Origin of the sequence: Nonomuraea sp. NPDC001636, assembly GCF_040298265.1 — a bacterium.
Lineage (GTDB): Bacteria > Actinomycetota > Actinomycetes > Streptosporangiales > Streptosporangiaceae > Nonomuraea.
On the sequence record NZ_JBEOZT010000029.1, the window covers coordinates 29,669 to 46,935 of the forward strand.

Consider the following 17,267-nt stretch of genomic DNA (forward strand, 5'->3'; position numbering starts at 1 on the left):
ACTTAGACGAGAACGTGCTCTCGGCTCTCCTGGGAGGGCACGCTGTGCCTGCGCGTGAAGAGCCACATCCGGTAGACAAGGAAGATCTCGTTGGCCAGGAGCAGGACGCCGGCGGCCATGGCGAGCGGGATCAGCGCCCACGCCCCCGCGAGCGGCGCCACCACGAAGACCGCGGCGTGGAACTCGATGCCGCTGATCAGGTGCGAACGCACCCGGTGCCTGGCCAGGAACCTGTTGAGGCGCCTGAAGAAGGAAGGCAGCCGCCGCCTGCGGCCGCCGGGGCGCGGACCGCGCTCCACGAGCAGGTGCAGGTCGAGGTCCGCGGGCGCACACTCCAGCGGGACGGTGTCCTCGCCGGGCAGCTCCGGCTCGCCCCGCTCCTCCCTGACCGCCTCGCGCACCCGCTTCATCTGCGGGGCGTTGACGTACCTGAACAGGTCGAGCACGGCCACCGCCGCGCCGAGCACCACGTAGCGGACATCGCCCGTCAGGACGTACTGCCCGTACGCCAGCCCCCCGGCACACAGGACGACCCTGACCCGGTCCCCCACGTAGTCCAGCCAGAGGCCGAAGGGCGTCCCCGTGCCCTTGAGCCGGGCTATCTTGCCGTCCACGCAGTCGATGGTGAAGCTCAGGTAGAACATCAGGGCGCCGGCGACGAGCTGGTCCAGCGCGAAGCAGGCCGCCGACACCATGCCGAGGACCAGCGAGAACACCGTGAGCCCGTTGGGCGTGATCCGGGTGCGGTTGGCGACGGGAAGGGCGACCCGGCAGGCGACCGGATCTACGAAATACACGGTCCACCAGGAGTCTCTCCGCTTGCGTGTCTCGTAGACGTCATCCAGCGAATAGGTCCTCATGGATCCCAGCATGGCTACGGACCGCCGTCTGACGATTACTGTCTGGAACTACTGGGGGATGTCCATGCCGCTTCTTGACCAACCCTGCAGGGAAAACCGCCACGCACCGTGCGCGTCTCCATCCCGGAACGAGCCCTTGAGCACCAGCCCCCGGGTCTCGGCCTTGACCAGGAGCCGCCAGGTCGGGCCGCCGCCTTCGAGCGCCCTGGGGTCGATGTCGGCCACCACGCCGTGGCGGCCGGTGCGCCGGACCTCCAGGGGCACCCGGCGGCGGCCGTCGCTCAGCCACACGTTGACCTTGCCCACCTTGCGCTCGACCCGGTGGATGGCCACCTCGCCGCGCAGGCGGTAGGCGGCGCCCGTCCAGGAGCAGTCGTCCACCCTGGCGATCAGCTTGAGCTCGTCGCGGGCGTCGTAGACGTCGTCGGGGATGCCGAGCCGCCGTCGCCGCCGGAAGTAGGGGTAGTCGCCGTACCAGTTGACGGTGCGGAAGCCGCGGGGGCGCACCCGGGTGCCGTCCGCGCGGCTGCGGCGGAAGTCGCGGACCGCGCGCAGCTCGTCGATCATGCCGCGCCGGACCAGGTGTAGCTCCAGGCGGCGCAGCGAGGGCGCGCCGGCCAGCGCGCGCGGGCTCAGCTCGTCCAGCCAGGCGTCGGCCAGCCCCAGCAGCGGCACCAGGTCCTCGCCCGCCTCCCGCGCCGACTCCAGCGCCTGGAACAGGAAGACGATGTCCTTCTCCAGCACCAGGGCGTCGAACTCGGGCAGCAGCTCCGGCGCGCCGTCGTCCAGAAAGGCGCGCACCGCGCGGATGGCGGCCAGGCGCTCGTGCAGGTTGGGCAGCTGCGAGCGGCGTTGCGTGATCGAGGTCTCCCCCTCGTCGCGCCGGCGCCAGTGGTAGACGACGTCGTCCACCATGTCGACGCTGGTGGCCAGGACGTGGGCCTGCATGGCGACCGGCACGTCCTCGTAGATGCCGGCGGGGAAGCGCAGGCCGTGCCGCCGCCAGAAGTCGGCGCGGTACACCTTGTTCCACACCGTACGGTCCCTGACCAGCACCTTCTTGTCGGTGATGTGGGTGCACAGCACCGGCCGCCGGAAGACGCGCTCGTGCAGGATCGACTCCTCCAGCACGCCGTCCACCATGCGCCTGACCGCGCCGCACGCCAGGTCGGAGCCGGTCTCCCCGAGCTTGGCGATCAGCACCTCGTACGCGTGCGGCGGCACGACGTCGTCGCTGTCGGCGAAGGCCAGGTAGGTGCCCCTGGCCCGCCTGACGCCCTCGTTGCGGGCCGGCCCCGGCCCCAGGTTCTGCTGCTCGACCAGCGTGAAGCGGGGATCTCGGGCCACGAAGTCGTCGGCCAGCCGCCGGCTGCCGTCGGCCGAGCCGTCGTCGACCATGATGACCTCGAAGTCCTCCATGGTCTGGGCGGCCAGCGATTTCAGGCACTCCGTCAGGTACGGCTCCACGTTGTGGACCGGGACGACGACACTGAGCAGGGGGATCATGACGCTCCTTGGCTTTCGTGGAAGGCGGTCGAGGGCAGCATGCCGTGGCCGCCTCGCTTGTTCCGCGTTCGATGCCCGTCCCTGATGAGCTCTTTACCCGGCATCGAATCCGCTACGTTGTGCAATGAGTCGAGCACGAATGGTAGGGGGAGCGGTGCTGAGACGCGTCCGGAACGATGATCTGCCCGTTATGCGCCACTGGCGCAACCATCCGAAAGTGCGCGCCGCCAGCTTCACCGGCCACGAGATCTCCGAGGACGAGCACGCCCGCTGGTGGTCCGCCGTCCGCGCCGACCCGGCCAGGCAGGTGCTGATCTACGACCACGCCGGGGCCCGCGCCGGGGTGGTGACGTACTCGGAGCTCGACGGCGACAGCGCCTCCTGGGGCTTCTACCTCGACCTCGACGGCCTCGAACGGTCCGGCGCGGTGCTGAGGGCGTGGGTGGGCCTGGAGCGGGCCGCCATCGACCACGCGTTCGGCCCGCTCGGGCTGACGACCCTGCGCGGCGAGGTGCTGGCCGACAACGAGTCGGTACGGCGGCTGCACAGGCGGTTCGGGTTCACCGAGGTCGCGACCTACCGGATGCCTGTTGACGGGGTGCCGCGCGAGGTCGTCGCCGTCCAGCTGACCAAGGAGGAGCAAGGATGATGTCCATCGGAGGGCGGACGATCGGGGCCGACCGGCCGCCGTTCGTGATCGCCGAGATGTCCGGCAACCACAACGGCAGCCTGGAGCGGGCCCTCGCCATCGTCGACGCGGCGGCGGCCGGCGGGGCGCACGCGCTGAAGCTGCAGACCTACCGGCCCGACACGATCACCGTCGACGCCGACGGCCCCGCCTTCCGCCTGAACGACGGGCACGCGCTGTGGGGCGGCGAGAACCTCTACCGGCTGTACGAACGCGCCCACACCCCCTGGGAATGGCACGAGCCGATCTTCGAGCGGGCCCGCGAGCACGGCCTCCTGGCCTTCTCCGCGCCCTTCGACCCCACGGCCGTGGAGCTGCTGGAGAAGCTCGACACGCCGGCGTACAAGATCGCGTCGTCGGAGATCGTCGACCTGCCGCTGATCAGGCTGGCCGCCTCCACCGGCAAGCCGCTGGTCATCTCCACCGGCATGGCCACGGCGGGCGAGATCGAGGCGGCGGTGACGGCGGCCCGCGAGGCGGGCTGCACGCAGCTCGCCGTGCTCTCCTGCACCGCCTCCTACCCCGCCTCCCCCGCCGAGAGCAACCTGCGCTCGCTGCCGCTGCTGGCCGCGCTCACCGGCGCCGAGGTCGGCGTCTCCGACCACACCCCCGGCATCGGCGCCGCGCTGGCGGCGGTCGCGCTGGGCGCGTGCCTGATCGAGAAGCACGTGACGCTGTCGCGGGCCGACGGCGGCGTCGACGCGGCCTTCTCACTGGAGCCGCCCGAGCTGGCGGCGCTGGTGGAGGAGAGCGAGCGCGCGTGGCAGTCGCTGGGCCGGCCGGTGCTCGGGCCGCGCGAGTCCGAGCGCGAGGGCCTGCGCTTTCGCCGCTCGCTCTACGTGGTGCGCGACGTGCGCGCGGGCGAGGCGGTGACCAGCGAGAACGTACGGTCGATCCGCCCCGCCGGCGGCCTGCCCCCCGACGCCGCCGACGAGGTGACCGGCCGCCGCTTCACCCGCGACGCGCCCCTCGGCACGCCGCTGACCTGGGACCTCATCTGATCCACAGGTCGAGGAAGGCGTCGGCGACGCGTTCCCTGCCCTTGCCGTCGACCAGCCCGCCGCCCCGCCTGCCGTGCTCCTCGCGCAGCGCGGGGTCGGCGAGCAGCCGGGCGAGCACGCCGACGGCCTCGGCGTCGGCCGCCCGGCCCAGCCCGGCGGCCACCCCCCGGCCCACCAGCGCCCGGTAGCCGGCGAGCTGGTTGTCGGCCACCCAGCTCAGCGCCGTGGGCACGCCGAGGTGCAGCAGCTCCCAGATGGCCGACCCGGCGGCGGTGACCACGAGGTCGGCGGCCGCCATCAGCTCGGGCAGCCGGTCGGTGGGCGGGATCACGGTGATGCCCTCGCCCGCCTCGAACGGCTCCGGGCTGACCAGCGTGGCCTGGAACGGCACGCCCGTGCAGGCCAGCGCCTCCGCCCAGGCGGGGGCCACGCCCGCGCTGTCGGTGCCGCCGAAGAAGCACAGCACCCGCGGCACCGGCCCCGGCTGCCGCACCCTGCGCCGCCCCCGGACGCTGTCGCGCAGCAGCGCGTACCGGGTGCCCGCGAGCCGCCAGGAGTCGCGCGGCAGCGGGAAGGGCCGGTCCTCGGCGCCCAGGTTCTGGTCGAGGTAGAGGTCGGCCTCCTGGCCCAGCGGGTCGCCGTCGACGATCGCCAGCACCGGGAAGCCCGTCGCCCGCAGCGCCCCGCCGGTGCCCTCGGGCAGCTCGTAGGAGTCCAGCACCACGGCGTCGAGCCGCAGCTCGCACGCCAGCGCGGCGAGCCGGTCGGGCCGCCCGGGGGCGGCCACCAGCGGCAGGCCACGGCTCCTGAGCTGGTCCATGGCCCATTCAGAACCGGAGACCGCGCCGAGGAAGACCACCTCGACGCCCCGCGCGCACAGCTCCTCGGCCAGCGCCACGCACCGCACCAGATGTCCGGCCCCGCTGCCCGCCGCGGCGTCGCAGCGCACGCCCACCCGCCCGCTCATGCGTCCTGCAGCTCCTTCTGGCGCACGTGGGCGTTGAGCTCGCAGACCTCGGGCCGGGCCCGCAGCCAGCTCACCAGCGTGCGCACCGGGACGCAGGCGTCGCCCAGCTCCTCGACCACGCGGGCGATGAGCCGCCAGTCGTCCTCGGTGTCGAGGGTGACCCGCAGGTCGTCGGCCGCGGGCTGGTGGGCGAGGCCGAGCAACCGCGACTCGCCCGGGTGCGCGTAGACGTGAGAGGTCACGTGGGTGCGGTGGAATCCGGTGGCCTCGGCGTCGGCGCGCTCCAGGGCCGCCCGGCCGACGATCTCCACGTCGAGCCCGCGCGGCAGCGTCCTGGCCAGGCTCGTGCTGAGGTAGTCGAGGCCCGGGACCGCGCGGAAGACCAGCGCCGCCTCCCTGATCACGACGGGGTCGAGCAGCGGGCAGTCGGCCGTGAACCGCATCACCGCCTCCGCCTCCCGGCCGGCCAGCGCCTGCACGAACCGGGTGAGCACGTCGTCGACGGGCCCGCGATGGCAGGCCACGCCGAGCCGGTCGCACTCGGCGGCCACCGCGTCGTCGGCGTCCTGCGTCGTCGTGGCCACCACGAGGTCGTCGAGCGCCCGCGACTCGCGCGCGGCGCGCACGACCCAGCCCAGGACGGAACGCCCCCCGAGGTCGCGCAGCACCTTCCCGGGCAGCCGGGTGGACCCCATCCGAGCCTGGATGATTCCGACAATACGCATCAAAACCACATTCCCCCGTGTGACCATACGTGGTTGATCGATCGCGCTATGCTACCGGCCAGCTCTAACGACCACAGTTCGTCAGCGCGATTTTCAGGGGGCCGCGTGAGCATTCTCAGTGGATCGTCCATTCTGATCACCGGAGGCACGGGGTCGTTCGGGAAGGCGTTCATCCGCCACGCGCTCGACTCGCTCGGGGTGCGCCGCCTGGTGGTCTTCTCCCGCGACGAGCTGAAGCAGTACGAGCTCAAGCAGCTCTTCCGCGACGACGACCGGCTGCGCTGGTTCATCGGCGACGTACGCGACCGCGACCGGCTCACCCGCGCCATGCACGGCGTCGACCACGTCGTCCACGCCGCCGCGCTCAAGCAGGTCGACACCGCCGAGTACAACCCGTTCGAGTACGTCCGCACCAACGTCGCCGGGTCCCAGAACGTGGTGGAGGCGGCCATCGACTGCGGCGTGCGCAAGGTCGTCGCCCTGTCCACCGACAAGGCGTCCAGCCCGATCAACCTCTACGGCGCCACCAAGCTGGTCGCCGACAAGCTGTTCGTCTCGGCCAACCACTACGCCGCCGCCCACGAGACCCGCTTCGCCGTCGTCCGCTACGGCAACGTCGTGGGCAGCAGGGGCTCGGTGGTGCCGTTCTTCCTGCGCCTGGCCGAGCAGGGCGGCAGCCTGCCGATCACCGACAAGCGCATGACCCGGTTCTGGATCACCCTCGACCAGGCCGTGCGGTTCGTGGTCGACTCCTTCGACCTCATGCAGGGCGGCGAGCTCTACGTGCCGCGCATCCCCAGCATGCGCATCACCGACCTGGCCGAGGCGCTGGCCCCCGACAGCCCGGTCTACGAGATCGGCATCAGGCCGGGCGAGAAGCTGCACGAGGAGATGATCGGCCCCGACGACGGCCGCCGCACCCTCCGCCTGGCCGACCGCTACGTCGTCCAGCCCACGATCGCGACCTGGGGCTACCAGGCGCCGCAGACCGGCGAGCTGCTGCCCGAGGGCTTCTCCTACCGTTCCGACACCAACGACCGGTGGTTGTCCGTGCGCGACCTGCGTGACATGGTGGCCGGCTGATGCTGCCCTACGGACGGCAGTCCATCATCGAGTCCGACATCGAGGCGGTGGCTGAGGTGCTGCGCGGCGACTGGCTGACCACGGGCCCCGCGGTCCGGCTGTTCGAGGACGAGCTGGCCCGCTGGACCGGCGGCGTGCCCTGCGTGTCGGTCACGTCCGGCACGGCCGCGCTGCACGTCGCCTACGTGGCGGCCGGCGTCGGCCAGGGTGACGAGGTGATCACCTCGCCGCTCACGTTCGTCGCCACGGCGGCCACGGCCGTGCTGCGCGGGGCGCGGGTGGCCTTCGCCGACGTCCAGCCCGACACCGGCAACATCGACCCCGACGCGGTCGCCGCGCTGGTCACCCACCGCACGAAGGCCGTCACCGGCGTCGACTACGCGGGCCATCCCGCCGACTACGACGAGCTGCGCACGGTCGCCGAGCGGGCCGGCGCGGTGTTGGTGTCCGACGCGGCCCACTCGATCGGCGCGTCGTACAAGGACCGGCCGGTGGGGTCGGTGGCCGACCTGACGACGTTCTCGTTCTTCCCGACCAAGACCGTCACGACCGCCGAGGGCGGCGCGGTGGCGGTGGCCGACCCCGGCCGGCTCGAACGGGCCGCCCGCTTCCGCAACCACGGCCTGGTCCGCGACCCGGCCGGGCAGCGCGACCCCGGCCATGGCGGCTGGCACCAGGAGGTGCACGAGTTCGGCCTGAACTACCGGCTGCCCGACGTGCTCTGCGCGCTGGGCGTCAGCCAGCTGCGCCGCCTCGAACGGTTCCGCGCCCGCCGCGCCGAGCTGGTCGCCCGGTACGACACGCTGCTGCGCGACGTGCCCGGCCTCACGCTGCCCGGCCGGCGGGCCTACGTCACGCCGAGCTGGCACCTCTACCCGGTCAGGGTGCGCGACGGCCGCCGCCGGGAGGTCTACGACCGCATGCGGGCCGCGGGCATCGGCGTGCAGGTCAACTACATCCCGGCGTACTGGCACCCGGTGTTCGAGGACCTCGGCTACCGGCGTGGGCTGTGCCCGCGCGCGGAGGCGTACTACGCCGAGGAGCTGTCGCTGCCGCTGTTCGCCGACCTGACCGACGGCGAGCAGGACCTCGTCGTCGAGACCCTCACCTCGATCCTCGCCGGATGAGCCCGGCGCTCAGCGTTCGGCCAGCAGCAGGCAGCCATCCTCGCTGCGGTCGATGAGGAAGCGCCGGTCGTCCACGGTGGCGACCTGGCGCCCGGCCCGCCGCACCAGCGGGCGGATGGGCCGGCCCTGGTCGATGACCACCTCCCACCACGACTCGCGGCCGACGCTCTCGTCGATGCCGGCCAGCGGCACCCGCGCCGAGAAGTCCTGGCCGGTCAGCGCGACGGGGAAGTACATCTCCTCGCCGTCGCTCTTGCGCCGCAGCCGCACCACCGGCTCGCCGTCGCCGAGGTCGTTGATCCGGCCCGAGAACACCAGGTCACCGTCGTCCACGCGGCACTCGCCGATGAGCGCCTGGGCGTTGCGCAGCCGCAGCCCCCACCCGCCCTTGGAGCCGCGCGCCGGCACCAGCCACACGCCCGACCTGCGGCGCGGCGCGGGCACCTGCGGCGGCAGCCAGCGCGGCCCGGCCACCCTCGCGTCGAGCCTCAGCCCGTGGCCCCGCAGCTGCACGCGCAGGTCCCAGTGGCCCCGACGGGCGAGCTGGACGGGCGTGAACACCGCGGGATCGACCGCGAAGGCGAACGGGAAGGCGTGCTCGGGCGCCTCGACGCCCTCCTCCAGCTCGACGGTCTCCCAGACCGGGGCGCTCCGCTCGTCCGACAGGCGGATGACCTCGCCGGTCGCGCGCTCGGCCAGCCAGGCGCGCAGGCGCACCCGGCGCAGCGCGCCGGCGTCGAAGCGGCCCAGCGCGGCCCGGCCCGCGCCGGTCAGCACGCCGTCGCGCCACTCCAGCGACACCAGGCGGGCGGTCAGGGCCAGCTCCTCCGAGACCTCCGACAGGTGCGCCGGGATCGCCGGGTGGCGGCCGTACCAGCGCCTGCGCAGCAGGCCCGCCGGTCTGACGCGGGGTTGCAGCCGGCCCTCGCGGGCCTGCTCGTGCACCCCGGCCAGCTCCTGCAGCCGCCGCCGGTGCAGCAGGTGCACCTGGATCCGGTGCTCGAACGGGACGCTCAGCCAGGACTCGCGGGACACGCCGTCGAGGTAGCGGACCATGAGGTCGAGCAGCTCGGGCCGCATCCCCGTCGTGGCGGCCGCCTCGACCGCCACCGTCATGTCGATGTCGAGCGTGTCGCGGTCGAAGTCGGGCTTGAGCCCCGGCGCGTCGCGGGCCAGCAGGTCGGCGGTCTGCAGCACCGACAACATCCGGTCGCGCAGGTTGCCCGGCTCCAGGCGGCGCTGGGTGATCGAGGAGCCGGGCTCGTCGCGCTGCCGCCAGTGGTAGACGACCTTGGACAGCACGTCCACCGAGCGGGCGCCCACGTGGGCGGCCATGGCGACGGGCTGGTCCTCGTACATGCGCTCGGGGAAGCTCAGGCCCAGCCGGTCCCAGAAGGACCGGCGGTAGACCTTGTTCCACAACATGCGGTCGCGGATCAGCAGCGGGTGGCGGGTGATATGGGTACGCCTCATCGGCGTCGCGAACGCCTCCCGATGGGCCCAGGAGGGGATGAGCAGGTTGCGGTAGAGCCGCATGACGTTCCCGCAGGCCAGGTCGGAGCCCGTGGACTCCAGCGAGGACACCAGCCGCTTGAACGCCTCCCGCGGCACGGTGTCGTCGCCGTCGACGAAGGCCAGGTAGCGGCCGGTGGCCTGGGTCAGGCCGACGTTGCGGGCCTTTCCGACGCCCTGGTTGGGCTGCCTGATGAGACGGATCCGGGGATCGGCCGCCTGCCTGGACTCGACCTCGGCGCAACCGTCGTCGCGGCTGCCGTCGTCGACGCAGATGACCTCCAGGTCGGACATCGTCTGGCCGGAGATGGAGTCCAGGCAGGGGCCGATGTACTTCTCGACGTTGTGGAACGGGACGATCACCGAAAGAACCGGCACATGCACTCCTCAGCGTTGTCGTCGGCTCGTCAGCCGGACAGCAGTCGGAAGACCCGGCGGGCGACCTTGCGCGGGCGGGCCAGACGGCGGGAGAGGCGGTACCCGAGCGTGCGCCGGTAGGCGGCGGTCTTGCGCTGGGTCCTTCTCAGCTTGGACCTGGCCCGCACCAGCTCGCGCTCGCGGTAGGAGAGCTTGGTCTCCAGCCGGGAGATCCTGGCCAGGGCGGCGGTGAGCTGGTCGGTCAGGCGGTCGCGGGCGCCGAGCAGGTCACGGTAGGTGGGCGGGTCGGCGTGCTCGGCCGGGTGGCCCAGCTCGGCGTCGAACTTGCGGGCCAGGTCGAGGTCGCCCTGGTCGCAGGGACGTCCGGCCATGCCGCAGAGGGTCAGCGTGAGCTGGTCGGCCTCCAGCGGCCACGGCCACGGATGGTGGTGGCCCGCCGCGAGCAGCCGTACGGCGAACCGCCACAGGACCCTGCACAGCACCACGCGCGGCTCGGGCGGCACGGCCGGCGCGGCGGTCTGGACGATGGCGGCGAACCGCTCGCCGTCGTGGACCAGGCCGTCGGCGGTCACGCAGGGGCCGCCGTCGGTCTCCAGCCAGTCGGCCAGCGCCGACAGCAGCTCGCGCACGGCCCTGGTGTCCTCGCGGGCGCACGCCTCGACCAGGATCTCCTCGACCACCCGCCCGGCCGGGACCGGACGCTCGGCGCCGTCGGGCAACCGCCGCATGCCGCCCCTGGTCAGCTCGTGGACGACGGCCCCCTCCTCGATCAGGCCGAGCGGCAGCTCGACCGCGCCCTCCGCGCCCTCCGCGCCTTCCTCGCCCTCCGCCTCTTCCGCGCCCGGCGGGTGCGGGGGCGACGGCGGCCGGGTGGCGACGGCGAGCCACAGCGGGGCCAGCTCCTCCCCCAGCCGGTGGCGGAACACCAGCCGGGTCAGCCGCAGCGGGTCGGCCACCAGCACGCGGTCGCCGCCCTTGGCGCTCAGCGGGAACGTGATCGCCTCCGGCAGGTCGAAGGCGAGCGCCTCGCGCGCCAGCAACGCCCGGGGGGCCTGCCGCCCCGGATAGGCCGCGTAGCAGCGCTCGACGCTCAGCCCCGCCCCCTCAAGGGCGCCGTCGAGCGCGCCCGGCCCGCTCGGGTGGCTCGGGTCGAACCCGTGCGGGGCCCACTGGTCGTCGCCGCCCTCCCGGTCGGCGGGCCTGGCCTCGATGAACCGGTCGACGCCCAGGTCGTTGCGCACGCCCAGCACCAGCCGCCCGCCGGGCGCGACGAGGGCCGACAGCGCGTGCAGCGAGTCGATCCACGCCGCCGCCGGCGCCTCGGCCGAGTGCGTGCGCAGCAGCCCGTCGAGCGCCAGCACCAGCTCGTACGGCTCGTCCGCGTCGAACAGGTCGAGCCGCCCGCAGTGGACGGCGAGCCGCGGGTGGCGTTCGCCGAGCGCGCAGGCGTCGGGGTAGGACCGCAGCAGCACGGCCGTCTCGCCGGCCCGGTCCACCACGTCGTCGACCAGCACCTGCGGGTGCGGCCCGACCAGCAGCACCCGGCCGGTCGCCGGGATCACGCGGCTGACCAGCTCCAGGGCCGCGCCGCGCCAGTCGGTGACGCCGGCCGCGTTGGACAGGTCCGACCACAGCAGCATCTCGCCGCCGATCAGGCGCACGTTCGCGGGCGCCTCGCTCACGCGCTCGCTCATGACGTCACCCCGTGGAGCGTGCCGGGCCGCCCGGAGGCGGTCGCCCTCGCCCAGGGCCCGGGACGTCCGGCTCCCGCCGCGCCTCCTCCTGCCGGCGTCCCCCCGGGCACCCGCTTCCATCCGAACATTCGCCGTAGCTCCTCCGGTGTCGCCTGATATTCGAATCCCAGCTCCTGCCGCGCCACCTCGGCGGCCAGTTCGGGATCGACGTGCGTGCCGTGCAGCTCGGGCCAGAGCCGCATGCGGCGCGCCGTGCCGCCGTACTCGGGGCGCTCGTCCTCGTACTGCATCGGGTCTCCGTAGACGGCGACCTCGCAGCCGACGGAGGCGCCGTAGAACAGCGCGCTGCCGAGCCGGTTGGAGGCCACCCTGCGGTGGCGCCGCAACTGGATCAGCTGCCGGCGCAGGAAGTCGCGCCCCTTGCTCTCCCACCGGGAACCGCGCTCGCCGTGACAGATGACCTTGAATCCCCTCGATTCATACGCCCGCCGAATGTCCGGATTCGCATATTCCAGCCAGTAAAGACAGACAGTTACCGGTTCGGTCTCGACATTTCGGATTTCGTCGGCGAGAAGGGCATGATCCCCGGTCACGGACGACTTCTCCCAGCCATGAAAGGGATACCAGATCGTACCCTTGCGTTCGGAGACCACGCCGAGCTCAGGCTCCAGGTGAAGCAGGTAGATCCAGGGCGCGCCGATGAGGTAGTGGCCGCGTCTGCCCATCGACCAGCCCCGGCGACGAAGCACGTCGGACCAGACGAAACGGGGATAACCGGGACTGCACCAATGGTCGTTCGGGGGAAATCCGTGGAGATAGTTCCATCCGTGTTGAAGGAAGCCCTGGATTCGCTTCGGCGTCTCGTCCGGCAGCTCGCAGTACCTGCCCAGAATGCGCGAGTGCCCGTACCAGTGATTGGATTCGTCCATCATTCCCCCTGTAGCGGTTGGCGCGCCCCTTGGGACATTCCCAGCCCCGAACGACGGCCACGCGCCGTTATACGCTTCCATTACTCACGTCGGGGGTTTGGTTTCTCCTGCCACCGCAATCCCCGCTACACTGCGTCGTGGCTTGAGGACAGAGAGTGAGACATCATGAGTCATCTCGACCGCCTGCGGGCCGTCTTCCGCACGGCGCTCAACCTGCCGGCCGACGCACACGTCGACGGTCTCGAATACCGCGGCATCCCCCAGTGGGACTCCCTGGCCCACATGGCGTTGATCGCGGCGATGGAGGACGAGTTCTCCATCATGATCGACACCGACGACATGATCGACATGAGCTCGTTCGCCAAGGCGGGCGAGCTGCTGGAGAAGCATGGAATCGGCGCAGCGGCGGTCTGAGGCCCGCGTCGCCCTGGTCACGGGGTCGACGAGGGGCATCGGCCGGGCCATCGCCACCACCCTGGCCGCCACCGGCCACACCGTCGTGCTGCACGGCCGCGACGCCGAGCGCGCCGAGAAGGCCGCCGCCGAGGTGGCCGCGGCGACCGGCGGCCGCACGTGGTCCGTCCACGGCGACGTCGCCGACCGGGCCGTGGTCGCCGGCCACATGCGCGAGATCGGCCGGCGCCACGAGCGGCTCGACGCCCTGGTGGTCAACGCCGGCGTCTACGCCTCCGGCCCGCTGGCCATGACCCGCGCCGAGACCCTCGACGAGCTCTACCGCACCAACGCCCTGGCCCCGGCGCACACGCTGCAGCTGGCCTTCCGGCTGCTGCTGCGCGGGCAGGACCCCGCCGTCGTGCTGGTCTCCTCGCTCATGGGCCGCGCGGGCGGCGCCAACCAGGCGGCCTACTCCGCGACCAAGGCGTCCGTCATCGGCCTCACCCTGGCCGCCGCCAGGGAGATGGGCCCGGCGGGCATCAGGGTCAACGCCGTGGCCCCCGGCTACGTCGAGACCGACATGCTGAAGACGCTGCGGCCCGACGACCGCGAGACGGCGATCTCGGCGACCCCGCTGCGGCGCATCGGCCGGCCCGACGACGTCGCCCAGGCGGTGGCGTTCCTGCTCTCGCCCGGCGCGTCGTACATCACCGGCCAGGTGCTCGGGGTCGACGGCGGGCTGGTGCCGTGATGTTCCCGTCCCGGCAGGCCGGGCTCGTCGTCGCCGGCGACCAGGAGGGGCTGGCCGGCGACGAGCTGGCCCGGCGCGTCGCCCGCGTGGCCGACGCCCTGTCCCGGCTGCGGCCGGGGCCGCTGTTCTGCGGCATGCGCAACAACCTGGCGTCCGTGCTGCGTTATCTCGCCGCCTGGCAGACCGGCAGGCCGATCGCGCTGCTCGACCCCGACCTGTCGGCCGCGGCCCTGGCCGACCTGGTCAGCCGGTTCCGGCCCGCGGCGCTGGTGGGGTTCACCCACGCGCCCGACGGGCCGCCCGGCGCCCGCGGCCAGGCCCCCGACCCGCATCCCGACCTGGCCGTGCTGCTGGCCACCTCGGGCTCGACGGGCAACCCCAAGCTGGTGCGGCTGTCCCGGGAGGCGGTCGCGGCCAACGCCGCCGCCATCGCCTCGGCGCTGTCGATCATGCCCGGCGAGATCGCGCCCACCAGCCTGCCGCTGCACTACAGCTACGGCCTGTCGGTGCTCAACAGCCACCTGCACGCGGGGGCGACGGTCGTCCTGACCGAGGCCGGGCTGCTCGAACGGTCCTTCTGGACACACCTCGACGAGCACAAGTGCACCTCGCTCGCCGCCGTCCCCTACCAGTACGAGATGCTGCGCAGGCTGCGCTTCGACCGCGCCGAGCATCCCACGATCCGCACGCTCACCCAGGCCGGCGGCCGGCTCAGCCCCGAGCTGGTGTCCCTGTTCGCCGCCCAGGCCGACCGCTTCTTCGTCATGTACGGGCAGACGGAGGCCACGGCCCGCATCGCCGTCCTGCCGCCCGACCGGCTCGCCGACAAGCCGGGCTCGGCCGGGCAGGCCGTCCCCGGCGGGCGGCTGACGATCGACGGCGGCGAGATCGTCTACCACGGGCCCAACGTCATGATGGGCTACGCCGAGACCGCCGCCGACCTGGCCGGGCCCGACGAGCTGGGCGGGGTGCTGCGCACCGGCGACCTCGGCCGGCTCGACGACGAGGGCTTCCTCTACGTCACCGGCCGGCTCAGGCGCATCGCCAAGATCTTCGGCGTACGGGTCAACCTCGACGACGTCGAGCAGCTGCTGCGCGACACCGTGCCGGTCGCGGCGACCAGCGGCGACGACCGGGTCACGGTGTGGGCGGAAGGGCTCGACGCGGCCGGGTGCCGCAACCTGGCCCGCCGGCTGGGCGCCGAGCTGCGGCTCCACTGGAGCGGCTTCGACGTGCGCGCCGTCGAACGGCTGCCGCTGCTGCCCACCGGCAAGATCGACTACCGGGCGCTGGAGTCGGCCGCGGAGGCCGGGCGGTGAGCGTGTTCACGCTCGACGCGGCCGCGCGGGAGGAGGTGCTGGCCGGGGAGCTGGCGGCGCTGACCGAGCGGCACCGGCGGGCCTGCCCGCCCTACCGGCGGATCCTCGACGCGATCGGCGCCCGTCCGCCCTACGAACGGGTGGCCGACCTGCCGTGGCTGCCGGTGCGGCTGTTCAAGACCCACGAGCTGCGCAGCGTCCCGTCCGAGGCGGTGTTCCGGGTCCTGACCTCCAGCGGCACCACCGGGCAGCGGCCGAGCCGGGTCTACCTCGACCGGGAGGCGGCCGCCGCGCAGCCGCGCATGCTGGCCGCGACCCTGCGGGCGGTGCTGGGCGAGCGGCGGCTGCCGATGCTGATCGTCGACGGCCGCTCGGTCGTCCGCGGCCCGGCCCTCAGCGCCCGGGGGGCCGGGGTGCTCGGGATGATGAACTTCGGCAGAGACCACACCTTCGTCCTCGACGAGCAGGGCGAGGTCGACGCGGCGGCCGTCGAGGCGTTCCTGGCCCGCCATGGCGGCGAGCCGTTCCTGGTCTTCGGGTTCACGTTCATGGTCTGGCTCCACCTGCTCGGCCTGGGGGCCGACCTGTCCCAGGGCGTGCTGATCCACTCGGGCGGCTGGAAGCGGCTGGCCGAGCAGGCGGTCGACAACGACGCCTTCCGCCGGCGGCTGGCGGCCGAGTGCGGGCTGACCAGGGTCCACAACTTCTACGGCATGGTCGAGCAGATCGGCACGGTCTTCCTGGAGGGCCCCGACGGCGACGGGCTCTACTGCCCCGACTTCGCCGACGTCGTCATCCGCGACCCCGGCACCTGGCGGGAGGTGCCGCCCGGCGAGCCGGGGCTGATCGAGGTGGTCAGCACCCTGCCCACCTCCTATCCCGGCCACGCGCTGCTGACCGAAGACCTCGGCGTGGTGCACGGCGTCGACGACGGCCACTGGCCGGGCAAGCGGTTCACCGTGCTGGGCAGGTTGCCGCGGGCCGAGGCGCGCGGTTGCAGCGACACGTTCGGGCAGGGCGGCTGATGACCGATCGATCGATCACCACCCGGATCCCGCGAGTGGGCGACGCGGGCGGGGTCGTGGTGCGTTTTCCGCCCGGCGGCGCGCCCGTGCCGGTCGAGGAGCTGGTCGCGCAGGTGCGGCAGGGCGCGCCCCTTGAGGTGGGCGACGAGCGGATGCGCGCGTTCCTGGCGGCGTTCGGCAAGCGGCTGCTGCGGCCCGCGCTGGCCCGCCGCCATCCCGAGCTGGGCTCGCTGGGGTTCTTCCTGCGGCCCAGCGAGCTGGCCCGCACCCTCGAAGAGCTGCGCACCCCGCACGTACGCGTGCCGCGCGGCCTGGTCTTCCATCTCCCGCCGGCGAACGTCGACACCGTCTTCGTCTACTCCTGGGCCCTGTCGGCCCTGATGGGCAACCGCAACGTGGTCCGCCTGTCGCCGCGCGCGGGGGCGGTCGCCGCGGTCGTCCTCGACACGCTCCGGGAGGCGCTGGCCGACGCCGATCCGGTCGTGACGGCCACGCAGCGCATCGTCTCCTACGACCGGCGTGCCGAGGCGGTCACCGCCGCCCTGTCGGCGGCCTGCGACCTGCGGGTGATCTGGGGCGGCGACGACACCGTACGCGAGGTGCGCCGCCACCCGCTCGCGCCGCACGCCCGCGACCTGACCTTCCCCGACCGCTCGTCCTTCGCGGTGGTGAACGCGGCGGCCTGGCTGTGCGCGCCGCGCGCGGCCAGGGTGGCGGCGGCCGAGGGGTTCGTCAACGACAGCTACTGGTTCGACCAGGCCGCCTGCTCCTCGCCCCGCACCGTGTTCTGGGTGGGGGCCGACGACGACTGCGAGGCGGCGCGGGCCGACTTCACCGATCAGGTGGCGCGGGTGCTGGCCGGGCGCGGCTGGGACGTCGACGCGGCGATGGCGGTGGAGAAGCGGGTCTCGGTCTACGGGCTGGCCGCCGACGGGCTGGTCGATCTGATCGAGTTCCGGGGCAACGCGCTGGCCAACGTGACGCTGGCGGCGGCGGCCGCCATGCCGCGGCGGTGGCTGGGCGCGGGCACGTTCGCGCACGCGCGGGTGCGGACCCTGGCGGAGCTGATCCCGATGGTCGAGCGCAAAGACCAGACGTTGACCCACTTCGGCTTCTCGCTGGGCGAGCTGGAGGAGCTGGCCCGCGAGCTCGCCGGGCGCGGGGTCGATCGCATGGTGCCGGTGGGCAGCGCGCTGAGTTTCCACCGGGTGTGGGACGGCGTCGACCTGCCGGGCGAGTTCACGCGACTGGTGACCGTGGTCAGATGAGCCCTCATCGGACGAACCGGCCACGCACGAGGCCGCAG

15 protein-coding genes and 1 pseudogene are annotated in these 17,267 nt (G+C 73.1%); 9 read left to right on the plus strand and 7 right to left on the minus strand.

Going from position 1 to position 17,267, the window contains the following annotated elements; all coding sequences use genetic code 11:
- Nucleotides 1-2: 2 nt before the first annotated feature.
- Both ABT158_RS39985 and ABT158_RS39990 read right to left on the minus strand, forming a co-directional pair.
- Nucleotides 3-860, minus strand: coding sequence for a CDP-alcohol phosphatidyltransferase family protein (locus ABT158_RS39985; protein ID WP_352362742.1), 858 nt, complete (start codon nt 858-860; stop codon nt 3-5).
- Nucleotides 861-908: 48 nt separating this feature from the next.
- Nucleotides 909-2,378 (minus strand): annotated as a pseudogene (locus tag ABT158_RS39990) (glycosyltransferase family 2 protein); the annotation flags it as partial.
- Between the two features lie 127 nt (nt 2,379-2,505).
- Here ABT158_RS39990 and ABT158_RS39995 point away from each other — a divergent pair.
- Both ABT158_RS39995 and pseI read left to right on the plus strand, forming a co-directional pair.
- Entirely contained in the window at nt 2,506-3,015 is a 510-nt protein-coding gene (locus tag ABT158_RS39995) for a GNAT family N-acetyltransferase (protein ID WP_352362746.1), read from the plus strand.
- Nucleotides 3,012-4,055 (plus strand): pseudaminic acid synthase, encoded by a 1,044-nt coding sequence (pseI, locus tag ABT158_RS40000; protein WP_352362748.1) that lies wholly within the window; start codon nt 3,012-3,014, stop codon nt 4,053-4,055. The genes ABT158_RS39995 and pseI overlap by 4 nt, the downstream gene beginning before the upstream one ends.
- Here the strand turns inward: pseI and ABT158_RS40005 are convergent.
- Both ABT158_RS40005 and ABT158_RS40010 read right to left on the minus strand, forming a co-directional pair.
- Entirely contained in the window at nt 4,048-5,022 is a 975-nt protein-coding gene (locus ABT158_RS40005) for a PseG/SpsG family protein (RefSeq protein ID WP_352362750.1), read from the minus strand. The two genes, pseI and ABT158_RS40005, sit on opposite strands and share 8 nt — an antisense overlap.
- On the minus strand, nt 5,019-5,747 hold the full coding sequence (locus ABT158_RS40010) for a cytidylyltransferase domain-containing protein (RefSeq protein WP_352362751.1): 729 nt from the start codon (nt 5,745-5,747) through the stop codon (nt 5,019-5,021). Before ABT158_RS40010 ends, ABT158_RS40005 begins: the two co-directional genes overlap by 4 nt.
- Before the next feature lie 105 nt (nt 5,748-5,852).
- On the opposite strand from ABT158_RS40010, the gene pseB reads away from it, so the two are divergent.
- Both pseB and ABT158_RS40020 read left to right on the plus strand, forming a co-directional pair.
- On the plus strand, nt 5,853-6,830 hold the full coding sequence (gene pseB, locus ABT158_RS40015) for a UDP-N-acetylglucosamine 4,6-dehydratase (inverting) (protein ID WP_352362753.1): 978 nt from the start codon (nt 5,853-5,855) through the stop codon (nt 6,828-6,830).
- Nucleotides 6,830-7,957, plus strand: coding sequence for a DegT/DnrJ/EryC1/StrS family aminotransferase (locus ABT158_RS40020; protein ID WP_352362755.1), 1,128 nt, complete (start codon nt 6,830-6,832; stop codon nt 7,955-7,957). The genes pseB and ABT158_RS40020 overlap by 1 nt, the downstream gene beginning before the upstream one ends.
- Nucleotides 7,958-7,966: 9 nt before the next feature.
- On the opposite strand, the gene ABT158_RS40025 is transcribed toward ABT158_RS40020, so the two are convergent.
- The 3 genes from ABT158_RS40025 to ABT158_RS40035 are packed head-to-tail and all read right to left on the minus strand — an operon-like array spanning nt 7,967 to nt 12,473.
- Nucleotides 7,967-9,847 carry a glycosyltransferase gene (locus tag ABT158_RS40025; protein WP_352362757.1) on the minus strand — a complete coding sequence of 627 codons (1,881 nt, stop codon included), beginning with the start codon at nt 9,845-9,847 and terminating at the stop codon, nt 7,967-7,969.
- Nucleotides 9,848-9,876: 29 nt separating this feature from the next.
- Nucleotides 9,877-11,541, minus strand: coding sequence for a hypothetical protein (locus ABT158_RS40030; RefSeq protein ID WP_352362759.1), 1,665 nt, complete (start codon nt 11,539-11,541; stop codon nt 9,877-9,879).
- On the minus strand, nt 11,538-12,473 hold the full coding sequence (locus ABT158_RS40035; protein WP_352362761.1) for a hypothetical protein: 936 nt from the start codon (nt 12,471-12,473) through the stop codon (nt 11,538-11,540). Before ABT158_RS40035 ends, ABT158_RS40030 begins: the two co-directional genes overlap by 4 nt.
- 162 nt (nt 12,474-12,635) lie before the next feature.
- On the opposite strand from ABT158_RS40035, the gene ABT158_RS40040 reads away from it, so the two are divergent.
- From ABT158_RS40040 to ABT158_RS40060, 5 genes are read left to right on the plus strand one after another with little or no spacing between them, the layout of a single operon-like run.
- Nucleotides 12,636-12,884: an acyl carrier protein gene (locus tag ABT158_RS40040; RefSeq protein WP_352362763.1), complete on the plus strand. Its 249-nt coding sequence runs from the start codon at nt 12,636-12,638 to the stop codon at nt 12,882-12,884.
- A complete protein-coding gene (locus ABT158_RS40045; RefSeq protein ID WP_352362765.1) occupies nt 12,859-13,617 on the plus strand; it encodes an SDR family NAD(P)-dependent oxidoreductase in 759 nt (252 codons plus the stop codon). Before ABT158_RS40040 ends, ABT158_RS40045 begins: the two co-directional genes overlap by 26 nt.
- Complete coding sequence (locus ABT158_RS40050) at nt 13,617-14,936, plus strand: AMP-binding protein (protein WP_352362767.1); 1,320 nt, start codon at nt 13,617-13,619, stop codon at nt 14,934-14,936. Before ABT158_RS40045 ends, ABT158_RS40050 begins: the two co-directional genes overlap by 1 nt.
- The gene (locus ABT158_RS40055; RefSeq protein WP_352362769.1) at nt 14,933-15,961 is read left to right on the plus strand and encodes a LuxE/PaaK family acyltransferase; all 1,029 of its coding nucleotides are present in this window, start codon (nt 14,933-14,935) and stop codon (nt 15,959-15,961) included. Before ABT158_RS40050 ends, ABT158_RS40055 begins: the two co-directional genes overlap by 4 nt.
- A complete protein-coding gene (locus ABT158_RS40060; RefSeq protein WP_352362771.1) occupies nt 15,961-17,229 on the plus strand; it encodes an acyl-CoA reductase in 1,269 nt (422 codons plus the stop codon). The genes ABT158_RS40055 and ABT158_RS40060 overlap by 1 nt, the downstream gene beginning before the upstream one ends.
- The last annotated feature ends 38 nt before the right edge of the window (nt 17,230-17,267 follow it).